The organism is Pseudomonas sp. C9-3 (assembly GCF_032392015.1).
Lineage (GTDB): Bacteria > Pseudomonadota > Gammaproteobacteria > Pseudomonadales > Pseudomonadaceae > Pseudomonas > Pseudomonas nitroreducens.
Genome location: NZ_CP135919.1, coordinates 5,235,278 through 5,247,502 on the forward strand (window position 1 = coordinate 5,235,278; position 12,225 = coordinate 5,247,502).

The window sequence follows — 12,225 nt, forward strand, 5'->3', positions numbered from 1 at the left end:
ACAAGGACTGTCATGACCCGCCCCGCTTCCACCTACGTCGAAGAAACCCGTTTCGGTTTCTGGTTCCTGCAGAGCCACACCTGGCAGCACCATGTGCTGCGCGTGGCGATCAACGATCTCAAGCGCCTGGTCAGTTGGGACATCCCGCAGAACCCGGTGCTGCTGGACGCCGGCTGCGGCCAGGGCCGTTCGTTCCGCCTGCTGCGCGAGGCGTTCAAACCCGGCCGCATGATCGGCCTCGACGCCGACCCGCACAGCCTCGACTGCTCGGCGGTGGAAGCCGCGCGGGAGAATGTCGAGGTGGAGCTGAACTGCGCCGACTGCGCCGACCTGATGCTGCCCTCGGCCAGCGTCGACATCCTGTTCTGCCACCAGACCTTCCACCACCTCGTGGAGCAGGAGCGCGCCCTGGCCGAGTTCTGGCGCGTGCTCAAGCCGGGTGGCCTGCTGCTGTTCGCCGAGTCCACCGAGGCGTACATCGATACCTGGGTAATCCGCTGGTTCTTCCGCCACCCGATGCACGTGCAGAAGAGCGCCGCGCAGTACCTGCAGATGCTCCGCGAGCAAGGCTTCGAGTTCAGCGAGAAGAACGTCTCCTACCCTTACCTGTGGTGGAGCCGCTCCAAGGACTTCGGCCTGCTGGAGCGCTGGGGCATTCGCAAGGCCAGGCCGTTCGGCCAGCGCGAGGAAACCCTGGTCAACGCCGTGGTGCGCAAGCCGCTGGAGAACCGCCCCGCATGATCCGCTGGCTGAGCCTTGCCCTGTTCCTGCTGCTGGCCGGTTGCGCCCAGCACGCGCCGCTGCCCTCCGCGTTGCCGCTGCTGGCGACGCCGTTGCAGCTGCACATCCAGCGCGAGCAGGTGGGCTCTTCCCAGGACTGGCTGCTGGTGATTCAGCAGGAAGGTGGCGCCCTGCGCTGGTCGCTGATCGACCCGCTGGGCATCCCGCTGTCGCGGCAATTGCTGCGTGACGGAGCATGGAGCAACGACGGTCTGCTGCCGCCCAATCCCGAAGCACGGGAGTTGTTCGCCGTGATGCTGTTCGCACTGACTCCGCAGGATCAGCTTGCCGCGCGCTACCAGGCCAATGACTACCGGACAGACGGCGCCACGCGCCATCTGCAACAGCGCTGGAAGATCACTTACCGTTCGGCACAGGATTTCACCCTGCAAGCCGCCGACACCCGTTACCAGGTGACGCCCCTGAACACCGAGAGCGCCGCGCCATGACCGCCACTTACCTGAACGAGCTGGGCCTGATCTGCACCCTGGGCAACGACCGCCGCGAAGTGGCCGCCGCGCTGCTGGCCGGGGAGTCCGCCGGCACGCAGGTGCAGGCGGGCTGGGTGCCGGGCAGAAGCCTGCCGGTGGGCGCGGTGAAGGCGCGCATGGCGGCCATTCCCGACAAACGCCACGACACCCGCAACAACCGCCTGCTGCTCGCCGCAGCAACGCAGATCGACCCGGCCATCCGCGCCGCCATCCAGCGCCATGGCGCTGCACGCGTGGCGGTAGTGCTGGGCACCAGCACCTCGGGCATCCAGGAAACCACCCAGGGCATCCGCCATCACACCCTGCATGGGCAGTTGCCGGAAGGCTTCCACTATTCGCACCAGGAGCTGTCCGACCCGGCCGTATTCCTCGCCGAACACTATGGGCTGGCTGGGCCGAGCTACGTGATTTCGACCGCCTGCACCTCCAGTGGCCGAGCCCTGCAGAGCGCCCGGCGACTGCTCAAGCTGGGCCTGTGCGACGCGGTGCTGTGCGGCGGCGTGGACAGCCTGTGCGAGCTGACGCTCAACGGCTTCGGCTCATTGGAAGCGGTCTCAGACGAACGCTGCAATCCATTCTCGGCCAACCGCAAGGGCATCAACATCGGCGAAGGCGCCGCGCTGTTCCTGATGACTCGCGAGCCGTCCCGCATTGCCCTGCTCGGCGCCGGCGCCAGCTCCGACGCACACCATATTTCCGCCCCCGATCCCGAAGGCCGGGGCGCCCGTGAGGCAATGCGCAAGGCACTCACCGAGGCGGAACTGGCAGCCGAGCAGATCGCCTACCTGAACCTGCACGGCACCGCGACCGCGCACAACGACGCCATGGAAAGCCTCGCCGTGCAGGCGGAGTTTCCCCAGGGCGTGCCCTGCTCCTCGACCAAGCCGCTGTCCGGGCATACCCTCGGCGCCGCCGGAGCACTGGAAGCAGCGTTCTGCTGGCTGCTGCTGGGCGAGCACAACCCGGAAAGCCGCCTGCCGCCGCAGCGCTGGGATGGCGTCGCCGATCCGCAGCTACCGACACTGGCGCTGGTCCGCGACGAGGGCCCCAGCCTGCCGCTGAACGGTCCGCGCTACCTGATGAGCAATTCGTTCGCCTTCGGCGGCAACAACATCAGCCTGATCCTGGGCGAGATGAGCAATGAGTCTGGAGTGACCCGATGATCGACTGGCCGATCGCCTCCCTGCTGCCCCATGCGGGCGACATGATCCTCATCGACGAAGTACTCGACTTCGGCGAGGAAGACATCCGCACGCGCCTGACAGTGCGCCCGGGCGGCCTGTTCAACGAGGCCGATGGCGGCCTGCCGGCCTGGGTCGGCGTGGAGCTGATGGCGCAGAGCATCGCCGCCTATGCCGGCTGCCAGGCGCGCGTGCGCGGCGAGCCGGTGGAGCTGGGCTTCCTGCTCGGCACCCGCCAGTACCAGTGCGACGTGGCGAGCTTCCCCGCCGGGTCTGAAATCACCATCCATGCCATCCGCACCCTGCAGGACGACAACGGCATGGGTGTCTTCGAATGCCATCTGGATGGGCCGGGCATCAAGGCGCTGGCGCGCCTGACCGTGTTCCGCCCGCCGGAAGTGGCGAGCTATCTACAAGAACCTTCTCCCGAGGCTCCAGAACAGAGAGCCGAGAGCCGAAAGAGCCAAGCGTATGACTAACTCCATCCTCGTAACTGGCTCCAGCCGCGGCATTGGCCGCGCCATTGCCCTGCGTCTGGCCCAGGCCGGCCACGACATCGTGCTGCACTGCCGGAGCGGCCGCGCCGAAGCCGACGCCGTGCGGGCCGAAATCCAGGCGCTGGGCCGCAGCGCCCGCGTGCTGCAGTTCGACGTAGCCGACCGCGAGGCCGCGCGCACCATCCTCGAAGCCGACGTGGAAACCCACGGCGCGTATTACGGCGTGGTGTGCAATGCCGGCCTGACCCGCGACGGCGCCTTCCCGGCACTGACCGGGGAAGACTGGGACCAGGTGCTGCGCACCAACCTCGACGGCTTCTACAACGTCCTGCACCCGGTGATCATGCCGATGATCCGTCGCCGCCAGCCGGGGCGCATCGTCTGCATCACCTCGGTCTCCGGGCTGATCGGCAACCGCGGCCAGGTCAACTACAGCGCCTCCAAAGCCGGCGTGATCGGCGCCGCCAAGGCGCTGGCCATCGAGCTGGGCAAACGCAGGATCACGGTGAATTGCGTTGCGCCGGGGCTGATCGACACCGCGATGCTCGACGAGCAGGTACCGGTGGAGGAAATCCTCAAGATGATCCCCGCCCAGCGCATGGGCACCCCGGAAGAAGTCGCCGGCGCGGTGAATTTCCTGATGTCGGCCGAGGCCGGCTACATCACCCGCCAGGTGCTGGCGGTCAACGGAGGGCTGTGCTGATGAAGCGCGTGGTCATCACCGGCATGTCCGGCATCACCTCCCTGGGTTCGGACTGGGCGAGCATCGAGGCGAACTTCAGCGCCAACCAGAGCGGCATCCGCCGCATGGACGACTGGGACCGCTTCACCGAGCTCAATACCCGCCTGGCCGGCCCGGTGCTGGATTTCACCGTGCCCAAGCACTGGACGCGCAAGCAACTGCGCAGCATGGGGCGGGTCTCGCGCCTGTCGGTGGGCGCCGCCGAGCGTGCGCTGGCCGATGCAGGGCTGCTGGGCGACGAGTCGATCCGCGATGGGCGCATGGGCGTGGCCTGCGGTTCGTCCACCGGCAGCACCGACGAGATCAAGGCGTTCGGCAACATGCTGCTCAACTCGGTGGCCGACGGCCTCAACGCCAACTCCTATGTGCGCATGATGCCGCACACTACGGCAGCCAATATCAGCATCTTCTTCGGCCTCAAGGGCCGGGTGATCCCGACCTCCAGCGCCTGCACCAGCGGCAGCCAGGGCATCGGCTACGCCTACGAGGCGATCCGCTTCGGCCGCCTGCCGCTGATGCTCGCCGGCGGTGCCGAGGAACTCTGCCCGACCGAGGCCATGGTGTTCGACGCACTCTACGCCACCAGCCTGAAGAGCGACGCCCCGCACAGCACCCCGCGCCCCTATGACAGCGGCCGCGACGGCCTGGTGATCGGCGAAGGCGCCGGCATGCTGGTACTCGAGGAGCTGGAGCACGCCCTGGCCCGCGGCGCGCATATCCACGCCGAGATCGTCGGCTTCGGCAGCAACGCCGATGGCCAGCACACCACCCGCCCGGAGCAGTCGACCATGCGCCGCGCGATGGAGCTCGCGCTGGAAGACGCCGGCCTGCACGCCGATGCCATCGGCTATGTGAACGGCCACGGCACCGCCACCGAACAGGGCGACATCGCCGAGACCCTGGCCACCAGCGAACTCTTCGGAAAGCGCATGCCGATCAGCTCGCAGAAGAGTTTCCTGGGCCACACTCTGGGAGCGTGCGGCGCGCTGGAGTCGTGGTTCAGCATCGAGATGATGAACAGCGATCGCTACGTGCACACCCTGAACCTGGACGAGATCGACCCGCGCTGCGGCGAGCTCGACTACCTGCGGGGCGAGCCGCGCGCAATGAGCAACGAGTACGTGATGAACAACAACTTTGCCTTCGGCGGCATCAACACCTCGCTGGTCTTCCGCCGCTGGCGCTGAGCCATTTCCACCGTAACCGCAAGAACGATACCGCCCAACGACACTGCAAGGAGAGCAAGCCATGTCCCGACTGATCCGCAGCCTGCTGCTGTGCGTGGCCACCGCGATGGCCGTCGGTTGCACCACCAAACCCGTCGAGAACATCGACCAGTCGCTGCCGCCCGATAGCAACCGCACATCCGTGCAGGTACAGGCGGCCATCCGCGATGCGCTGGAAGAACAGAAGTGGGAGGTGCAGCAGGATTCCGGCAACGTCATCTACGCCGAGATCACCGTGCGTGAACGCCACCACGCCGAGATCAGCATTCCCTACAGCAGCCAGCAGTACTCCATCAAGCTGCGCAGCAGCCGCGGCCTGGACGAGAAGGACGGGCAGATCCACCGCAACTACAACAAGTGGGTCGCGATCCTCAACAACAAGATCCTGCAGAACCTGCACCTCGCCCCGCCGAGCAACTGATCCCACCCATCGACAAGGAGTCGATCCATGCAACGCAAGACCCTCGGGCTGCTCGCCCTCGCGCTTTGCGCGTCCATCCCCGGCATCAGCCAGGCTCGCGACACCACCCTGCACCTGCCCTTCGACGACGTCGTCGCCGAGGCGGTGAAGACCGGCAAGCTCGATGGCAGCGTGAAGTTCTACCTGGCGGGCAACCCGGCGGGCGCCAAGCTGAATGTGATCCAGTCCGGCGCCATCACCAACAAGAAGACCAACGCCTTCAACAAGAGCGACGAGGAAGCCTGCCGCTGGGCGCTGCAATCGGCGCTGATCACCCTGCAGGATTCGGCGAAGAAGGCCGGCGCCACCGCCGTGACCAACATCGTCAGCTACTACAAGCGCAACGAGTACAAGGACGCCCAGCAGTTCGAGTGCCACGCCGGCGCCGTTATCGCCGGGGTCGCGCTGAAGGCCGACTACGCGAAGTAATCCCTTCGCCCTGCCCTGCCGGGCAGGGCGTTTTCACGGAAGAACTCCATGCGCTACCCGATTCTACTACTGCCCATCGGCGCAGCACTGCTGAGCCTGGGCTGCACCTCGGTGCAGGTCGAACCGCTGGCCCAGGCCGATGCCGTCGTCTGTATCGAGAAGAACCCCAAGGTGATGGTGTCGGACTTCGTGCCTGTGCTGCAGGACGGCTTTGCCCGTCATGGCATCACGGCGCAGGTCTACGACGGCCAGCCTCCGGCGGACTGCCGCTACCAGGTGACCTACGACGCTCGACGCTCCTGGGACATGGCTCCGTACCTGTCGACCGCCGAGATCACCGTGCGCGGCCCCTCGCGGGAGCTGGTCGGCCACGCCGAGTATCACCTGCGGGCCAAGGGCGGCCTGTCGATGATGAAGTGGCAGGGCACCAAGGCGAAAATGGACCCGGTGATCGACGAATTGCTGGCCGGCACCCGCGTCGCTGCCGCGCCCACCGTCGCGCCGCAGCGCAGCGTGGTGCAGCCGGCGACCAGGGAGACCGCAGGCCTGTCGCGGGACGAGCAGATCCAGGCGCTGCAGCTGGAGAACCTCGACTACGTCGAGTACCAGCGTCGCTACCAGCAGATCCTGCAGAACACCGCGCCCTGAACCCTCAGCCAGCCCTGCCGGCCTGGACTTCCTGGGTCACCAGGTCGAAGAACGATTGCGCCAGGCGCGACGTCTCGTTGCGCCGCCGCACCAGCCACACCGAACTGGTCGCGCCCGGATCGCTCAAGGTGCGGTAGACCACACCGTCCACCCGCGTACGGCGGAACGACGCCGGCAGCATCGACACGCCCAACCCCGCCGCCACCAGGCCGATGATGGTCATCGCCTCGCCCGCCTCCTGGGCGATGCGCGGGCTGAAGCCGGCCTGCCGCGACAGCGCCATCAACTGGCTGTAGAGGCCCGTGCCGTAGCTGCGCGGGAAGAATACAAAGGGTTCGTCCGCCAATGCGGCGAACTCCAGCCCCTCCTGGCTGGCCTGCGCCAGCGGATGATCGGCGCGCAGCACGGCCACCAGCGGTTCGCTGAACAGCTCCACGGCTTCCAGGGTTTCCGGCAACGGGATCGGCCGGATCAGACCGACCTGCACGCGCTCCTCCAGCAACGCCTGTACCGCCTGCCCGCTGCTCAACTCCTGCAGGTCCAGGTGGACGTCCGGATAGGCTTGGCGGAAAGCCAGGATCGCGCGCGGAATGCTGGAGGTGAACGGCGCCGACGCGGTGAAGCCGACCTTCAGCTCGCCAATCTCGCCCTGGTGCGCTCGGCGGGCCAATAGCACGGCGCGGTCCACCTGCTGCAATACCTGTCGGGCCTCGTCGAGAAACAGCTTGCCGGCCTCGGTCAGCGCCACCCGGCGGTTGGTGCGCTCCAGCAGGCGCGCGCCGATCTCTTCCTCGAGCGCCTGGATCTGCTGGCTCAGCGGCGGCTGGGAAATTCCCAACTGCTCGGCGGCGCGGCCGAAGTGCAGCTCCTCCGCCACGGCGATGAAGTAACGCAGGTGTCGCAGCTCCATGTATCCCCCTGCTGGAGTGACGGTGTTCCGGGTTGGCTAGGAGCGGACTTCGTCCGCGACAGGTTGAGCCCGTGCCGTGCGGTTCGCGAGCTGAACTAATGTCACCGGAATCGATTCGTAAAACAAATCAAACGTGTCGATTAATATATTGGAAATAATAAAGCCCGCTCCTTATCCTTTCCACACAAGCCCAATAACGACTACCAACCTGCTCCCTGCCTGGCCGCGCGGGCCCTTGCCGCCATTCCAGGCTCTCCTGCTTTTACCAACCTGAGGTGTGTCGTGAGTCAACCTGCCCTGCGGGCTTTGCGGGAAGAACAGCCTATGGCGGCCGAGCCGTCGGTCGTACCAGAGCCGTCCGCCGCCAACGATCCGGCCGAACCGCTGCCTGATCTGCGAGAAAGCGCGCGCGAAGCCAACAGCGACGTGGTGCGTGTCGTCGAGGAAATCGAAACCTACATCGAGAAAGGCACCCCGGCTTTCATGCGCACGTCGCTGGCGCTGTTCTCCGGCGGCTTCGCCACCTTCGCCCTGCTCTATTGTGTGCAGCCGATGATGCCGGTGCTGTCGAAAGCGTTCGACCTGACCGCCGCGCAAAGCAGCCTGGTGCTGTCGATCTCCACCATCACCATGGCCTTCGGCCTGTTGGTCACCGGGCCGATCTCCGACGCCATTGGGCGCAAGTCGATCATGGTCGCCTCGCTGGTCCTCGCCGCCCTGTTCACCATCGGCAGCTCGCTGATGCCGACCTGGCACGGCGTGCTGGCCATGCGCGCGCTGCTCGGCCTGTCCCTCAGCGGCCTGGCGGCGGTGGGCATGACCTACCTTTCCGAGGAAATCCACCCGCAGCACATCGGGCTGTCCATGGGCTTGTACATCGGCGGCAACGCCATCGGCGGCATGAGTGGCCGACTGATCAGCGGCGTACTGGTGGACTACGTGAACTGGCACGTCGCACTGGCCACCCTGGGCGTGCTCGCCCTGGCTGCGGCCCTCCTGTTCTGGCGCATCCTTCCCGAATCGAAGAACTTCCGCCCGGCACCGCTCAAGCCGCGCCGGCTCATCGAAGGCTTCACCGGGCACTTCCGCGACGCCGGCCTGCCCTGGCTGTTCCTCGAAGCCTTCCTGCTGATGGGCGCCTTCGTCACCCTGTTCAACTACATCGGCTACCGCCTGCTGGCAGAGCCCTATCACCTGAGCCAGGCCATCGTCGGCGTGCTCTCGCTGGTCTACCTGTCGGGCATCTACAGCTCGGCGTGGGTCGGCTCGCTGGCCGACAAGCTGGGCCGGCGCAAGGTGCTCTGGGCGATGATCGCGCTGATGCTCGGTGGCGTACTGATCACCCTGCTGCAACCGCTGGCCCTGGTACTGGTTGGCCTGCTGGTGTTCACCTTCGGCTTCTTCGGCGCGCACTCGGTGGCCAGTAGCTGGATCGGCCGCCGCGCCCTGAAGGCCAAGGGGCAAGCGTCGTCGCTGTACCTGTTCAGCTACTACACCGGCTCCAGCGTCGCCGGCACCGCTGGCGGCCTGTTCTGGCACCAGTACGGCTGGAGCGGTGTGGGCCTGTTCATCGCCAGCCTGCTAGGCATCGGCCTGCTGGTGGCCTTGCACCTGTCGCGACTACCAGTGTTACCTCGCGACCTCCCCGCACCGGGCAGAAATGGGTAGTTTCTACACATCTAGAAATACTCATGCCTTAAAACGACATGGAACGGTCGTGCAAAGACATTAATATCAGATCCGATAACGCCTGCCAGGCGGGCGTTGTGGGATAAATTCCCAACCTACGACTTAAGTCGTAACAAAGTGTGGCGCGATCCTTGCGTTCACAATGTCGAACGACTTGTTGGAATCCTGAAACGGACCTCGACTCCCGCAGTACGCAATTCCCTCCGTAGTTGTAGGTAAAGCATGAGCAGCACCCCAACCTCCGGGCTCTCCCAGGGCCTGCAAAATCGTCACGTCACGATGCTTTCGATCGCCGGCGCCATTGGCGCAGGCCTGTTCGTAGGCTCCGGCCACGCCATCGCCGAAGCCGGCCCGGCCGTCATGATTTCCTATCTGGTCGCCGGCCTGCTGGTGGTCCTGGTGATGCGCATGCTGGCCGAAATGGCCGTCGCGCAGCCGGACAGCGGCTCCTTCTCCACCTACGCCGACCGTGCCATCGGCCACTGGGCCGGCTTCACCATCGGCTGGTTGTACTGGTGGTTCTGGGTCCTGGTGATCCCGCTGGAGGCCAACGCCGCCGCGGCCATCATCCACGCCTGGTTCCCTGGCGCGCCGATCTGGGTGCTGGCCTTCCTGATCACCTCCGCGCTGACCGTGACCAACCTGTTCAGCGTGAAGAACTACGGTGAGTTCGAGTTCTGGCTGGCGCTGATCAAGGTCGTCTCGATCATCGCCTTCCTGGTGCTGGGCTGCGCGGCCATCTTCGGCTTCTCGCCCAACAGCGAAGTCTCCGGCATCGGCCACCTGACCAGCGAAGGCTTCCTGCCCAAGGGCTGGGGCGCCGTGCTCGCGGCGCTGCTGACCACCATGTTCTCCTTCATGGGTTCGGAAATCGTCACCATCGCCGCCAGCGAGTCCAAGGACCCGGAGCAGCAGATCACCCGCGCCACCAACTCGGTGATCTGGCGTATCGCGCTGTTCTACCTGCTGTCGATCCTGATCGTGGTCTGCCTGGTGCCGTGGAACGACCCGCGCCTGGTGAGCATGGGCTCCTACCAGACCGTGCTGGAACACCTGCACATCCCGTACGCCAAGCTGATCGTCGACATCATCGTCCTCGTCTCGGTAACCAGCTGCCTGAACTCGGCGCTCTACACCGCCTCGCGCATGATGTACTCGCTGAGCAAGCGCGGTGACGCACCGAAGATCGCCCAGGTGACCAGCGCCAGCCGTACCCCGGTGTATGCCGTACTGCTGTCCACCGCCATGGCCTTCCTGTGCACCTTCGCCAACTACCTGGCCCCGGCCGAAGTGTTCAACTTCCTGCTGGCCAGCTCCGGCGCCATCGCCCTGCTGGTGTACCTGGTGATCGCCCTGTCGCAGCTGCGCATGCGCAAGAAGCTGCTCGCCCAAGGCCACCAGCTGAAACTGAAGATGTGGCTGTTCCCCTGGCTGACCTGGGCGGTGATCATCTTCATCGTCGGCGCCCTGGCAATCATGCTGATCCGTCCGGATCACCGCATGGAAGTCGTTGCCACCACCCTGCTGACCGTCGTGGTGGTCTGCTCCGGCCTGCTGGTGTCCAACCGCCGCAAGGCCCAGCGCGCCGCCGGCCTGGTGGGCGACGCCGCGTAATGCGCTCTGTTGGGGCTTGATGCTCCATGAGGGAACGAAAAAGCCTCGCCTTACGGCGGGGCTTTTTTGTTTTCGGGGAAAATACCTCTGCTGTTCGGGCCGATCGCGGACGGAGCCTGCTCCCACGCGCGGATTGGCTATTGTCGGTGTGAGATTGGTTCGCGATACGCCGGAAGGCCCGGTGCCGGGTCGGTTCGCGAGCAAGCTCGCTCCTACAAAAAAGCGCTGCCTGTAAGAGCGAGCTTGCTCGCGAACCCCGGAGCCAGAAACGAAAAAGCCCCGCATGCGCGGGGCTTTTTCAGTTCGGCGCCAGGCTCAGTGGTACTGCGCCGACAACTCGTGCACAGCCTCGAAGAAGGCACCGGCATGGGCCGGGTCGACTTCCGGGGTGATGCCGTGGCCGAGGTTGAACACGTGGCCATTGCCGTTACCGAAGGCACCGAGGATGCGCGCGACTTCAGTGCGAATGGCGTCCGGCTTGGCGTAGAGCACAGCCGGGTCCATATTGCCCTGCAGGGCAACCTTGCCGCCGACGCGGGCGCGGGCGCTGCCGATATCGCAGGTCCAGTCCAGCCCCAGGGCCTCGGCGCCGGTATTGGCCATGGACTCCAGCCACAGGCCGCCGCCCTTGGTGAAGAGGATTACCGGCACACGGCGCCCTTCGTGTTCGCGGATCAGACCGTCGACGATCTTCTGCATGTAGGCCAGGGAGAACTCCTGGTAGGCCGCTGCCGACAGCGCACCACCCCAGGAATCGAAGATCTGCACGGCTTGTGCGCCGGCAAGGATCTGGCCATTGAGGTAGCTGGTGACCGACTGGGCCAGCTTGTCCAGCAGCGCGTGCAGGGCCTGCGGGCTGTCGTAGAGCATCGCCTTGGTCTTGCGGAAGTCACGGCTGGAGCCGCCTTCGACCATGTAGGTGGCCAGGGTCCAGGGGCTGCCGGAGAAACCGATCAGCGGCACGCGGCCGTTCAGCTCGCGGCGGATGGTGCGCACGGCGTCCATCACATAGCCCAGGTCCTTCTCCGGATCCGGGATCGGCAGGGCGTCGATGTCAGCCTGGGTGGTCACGACCTTCTTGAAACGCGGGCCTTCGCCGGTCTCGAAGTACAGGCCCTGGCCCATGGCGTCGGGAATGGTGAGGATGTCGGAGAAAAGGATCGCTGCGTCCAGCTGCGGGTAGCGGTCCAGCGGCTGCAGGGTCACTTCGCAGGCCATCTGCGGGTTCATGCACAGGCTCATGAAGTCACCGGCCTTGGCGCGCGTGGCGCGGTACTCCGGCAGGTAGCGGCCGGCCTGGCGCATCATCCAGACGGGAGTGACATCAACGGGCTGCTTGAGCAGGGCGCGAAGGAAGCGATCGTTCTTCAGGGCAGTCATAACGGCATCCGGAAAAAAAGTGCGGGCATTTTCGCAAAGCCCAAACGAAAAGGCACGGCGGGTGCCGTGCCTTTCGTCCATCGCGACAGTTTGTCGCTGCGACCCTCTGTGATTTAAGCGTCGCGAGCGACGCTCAGGCAAGGCGGAAACAGGCGAGGAAGCGGAGTTTGCTGCAGCA

The 12,225-nt window shown here is 65.7% G+C and carries 13 protein-coding genes; 11 read left to right on the forward strand and 2 right to left on the reverse strand.

The window, feature by feature from the left end; all coding sequences use genetic code 11:
• The first annotated feature begins 12 nt into the window (after window positions 1-12).
• From RS899_RS24030 to RS899_RS24070, 9 genes are all read left to right on the forward strand, one after another.
• Window positions 13-741, forward strand: a complete 729-nt coding sequence (locus tag RS899_RS24030) for a class I SAM-dependent methyltransferase (protein ID WP_054910020.1) — start codon at window positions 13-15, stop codon at window positions 739-741.
• Complete coding sequence (locus RS899_RS24035) at window positions 738-1,229, forward strand: hypothetical protein (protein ID WP_315808239.1); 492 nt, start codon at window positions 738-740, stop codon at window positions 1,227-1,229. Before RS899_RS24030 ends, RS899_RS24035 begins: the two co-directional genes overlap by 4 nt.
• Window positions 1,226-2,434 carry a beta-ketoacyl-[acyl-carrier-protein] synthase family protein gene (locus tag RS899_RS24040; RefSeq protein ID WP_315808240.1) on the forward strand — a complete coding sequence of 403 codons (1,209 nt, stop codon included), beginning with the start codon at window positions 1,226-1,228 and terminating at the stop codon, window positions 2,432-2,434. Before RS899_RS24035 ends, RS899_RS24040 begins: the two co-directional genes overlap by 4 nt.
• Window positions 2,431-2,931: a hotdog family protein gene (locus tag RS899_RS24045; RefSeq protein ID WP_315808241.1), complete on the forward strand. Its 501-nt coding sequence runs from the start codon at window positions 2,431-2,433 to the stop codon at window positions 2,929-2,931. Before RS899_RS24040 ends, RS899_RS24045 begins: the two co-directional genes overlap by 4 nt.
• On the forward strand, window positions 2,924-3,652 hold the full coding sequence (gene fabG / locus RS899_RS24050) for a 3-oxoacyl-ACP reductase FabG (RefSeq protein WP_315808242.1): 729 nt from the start codon (window positions 2,924-2,926) through the stop codon (window positions 3,650-3,652). The genes RS899_RS24045 and fabG overlap by 8 nt, the downstream gene beginning before the upstream one ends.
• Window positions 3,652-4,878, forward strand: a complete 1,227-nt coding sequence (locus tag RS899_RS24055; RefSeq protein ID WP_315808243.1) for a beta-ketoacyl-ACP synthase — start codon at window positions 3,652-3,654, stop codon at window positions 4,876-4,878. Before fabG ends, RS899_RS24055 begins: the two co-directional genes overlap by 1 nt.
• Before the next feature lie 61 nt (window positions 4,879-4,939).
• The gene (locus tag RS899_RS24060) at window positions 4,940-5,338 is read left to right on the forward strand and encodes a hypothetical protein (RefSeq protein ID WP_054910026.1); all 399 of its coding nucleotides are present in this window, start codon (window positions 4,940-4,942) and stop codon (window positions 5,336-5,338) included.
• Window positions 5,339-5,365: 27 nt separating this feature from the next.
• Complete coding sequence (locus RS899_RS24065; RefSeq protein ID WP_054910027.1) at window positions 5,366-5,806, forward strand: hypothetical protein; 441 nt, start codon at window positions 5,366-5,368, stop codon at window positions 5,804-5,806.
• A gap of 48 nt (window positions 5,807-5,854) precedes the next feature.
• Window positions 5,855-6,454: an Sbal_3080 family lipoprotein gene (locus RS899_RS24070; RefSeq protein ID WP_315808244.1), complete on the forward strand. Its 600-nt coding sequence runs from the start codon at window positions 5,855-5,857 to the stop codon at window positions 6,452-6,454.
• Between the two features lie 4 nt (window positions 6,455-6,458).
• Here the strand turns inward: RS899_RS24070 and RS899_RS24075 are convergent, their stop codons facing one another.
• Window positions 6,459-7,364 (reverse strand): LysR family transcriptional regulator, encoded by a 906-nt coding sequence (locus RS899_RS24075; protein ID WP_045215991.1) that lies wholly within the window; start codon window positions 7,362-7,364, stop codon window positions 6,459-6,461.
• A 324-nt stretch (window positions 7,365-7,688) separates the two neighbouring features.
• Between RS899_RS24075 and RS899_RS24080 the strand changes: the two genes are divergently transcribed.
• Both RS899_RS24080 and gabP read left to right on the forward strand, forming a co-directional pair.
• Entirely contained in the window at window positions 7,689-9,032 is a 1,344-nt protein-coding gene (locus RS899_RS24080) for an MFS transporter (protein ID WP_054910029.1), read from the forward strand.
• Window positions 9,033-9,275: 243 nt separating this feature from the next.
• The gene (gene gabP, locus RS899_RS24085; RefSeq protein ID WP_315808245.1) at window positions 9,276-10,667 is read left to right on the forward strand and encodes a GABA permease; all 1,392 of its coding nucleotides are present in this window, start codon (window positions 9,276-9,278) and stop codon (window positions 10,665-10,667) included.
• A 315-nt stretch (window positions 10,668-10,982) separates the two neighbouring features.
• Here the strand turns inward: gabP and hemE are convergent, their stop codons facing one another.
• Entirely contained in the window at window positions 10,983-12,047 is a 1,065-nt protein-coding gene (gene hemE / locus RS899_RS24090; protein WP_315808246.1) for a uroporphyrinogen decarboxylase, read from the reverse strand.
• Between the last annotated feature and the right edge of the window lie 178 nt (window positions 12,048-12,225).

Coding starts and splice junctions, on each gene's coding strand:
- RS899_RS24030 (WP_054910020.1), top strand. CDS start 13: ATGACCCGCCCCGCTTCCACCTACGTCGAAGAAACCCGTTTCGGTTTC.
- RS899_RS24035 (WP_315808239.1), top strand. CDS start 738: ATGATCCGCTGGCTGAGCCTTGCCCTGTTCCTGCTGCTGGCCGGTTGC.
- RS899_RS24040 (WP_315808240.1), top strand. CDS start 1,226: ATGACCGCCACTTACCTGAACGAGCTGGGCCTGATCTGCACCCTGGGC.
- RS899_RS24045 (WP_315808241.1), top strand. CDS start 2,431: ATGATCGACTGGCCGATCGCCTCCCTGCTGCCCCATGCGGGCGACATG.
- fabG (WP_315808242.1), top strand. CDS start 2,924: ATGACTAACTCCATCCTCGTAACTGGCTCCAGCCGCGGCATTGGCCGC.
- RS899_RS24055 (WP_315808243.1), top strand. CDS start 3,652: ATGAAGCGCGTGGTCATCACCGGCATGTCCGGCATCACCTCCCTGGGT.
- RS899_RS24060 (WP_054910026.1), top strand. CDS start 4,940: ATGTCCCGACTGATCCGCAGCCTGCTGCTGTGCGTGGCCACCGCGATG.
- RS899_RS24065 (WP_054910027.1), top strand. CDS start 5,366: ATGCAACGCAAGACCCTCGGGCTGCTCGCCCTCGCGCTTTGCGCGTCC.
- RS899_RS24070 (WP_315808244.1), top strand. CDS start 5,855: ATGCGCTACCCGATTCTACTACTGCCCATCGGCGCAGCACTGCTGAGC.
- RS899_RS24075 (WP_045215991.1), bottom strand. CDS start 7,364: ATGGAGCTGCGACACCTGCGTTACTTCATCGCCGTGGCGGAGGAGCTG.
- RS899_RS24080 (WP_054910029.1), top strand. CDS start 7,689: ATGGCGGCCGAGCCGTCGGTCGTACCAGAGCCGTCCGCCGCCAACGAT.
- gabP (WP_315808245.1), top strand. CDS start 9,276: ATGAGCAGCACCCCAACCTCCGGGCTCTCCCAGGGCCTGCAAAATCGT.
- hemE (WP_315808246.1), bottom strand. CDS start 12,047: ATGACTGCCCTGAAGAACGATCGCTTCCTTCGCGCCCTGCTCAAGCAG.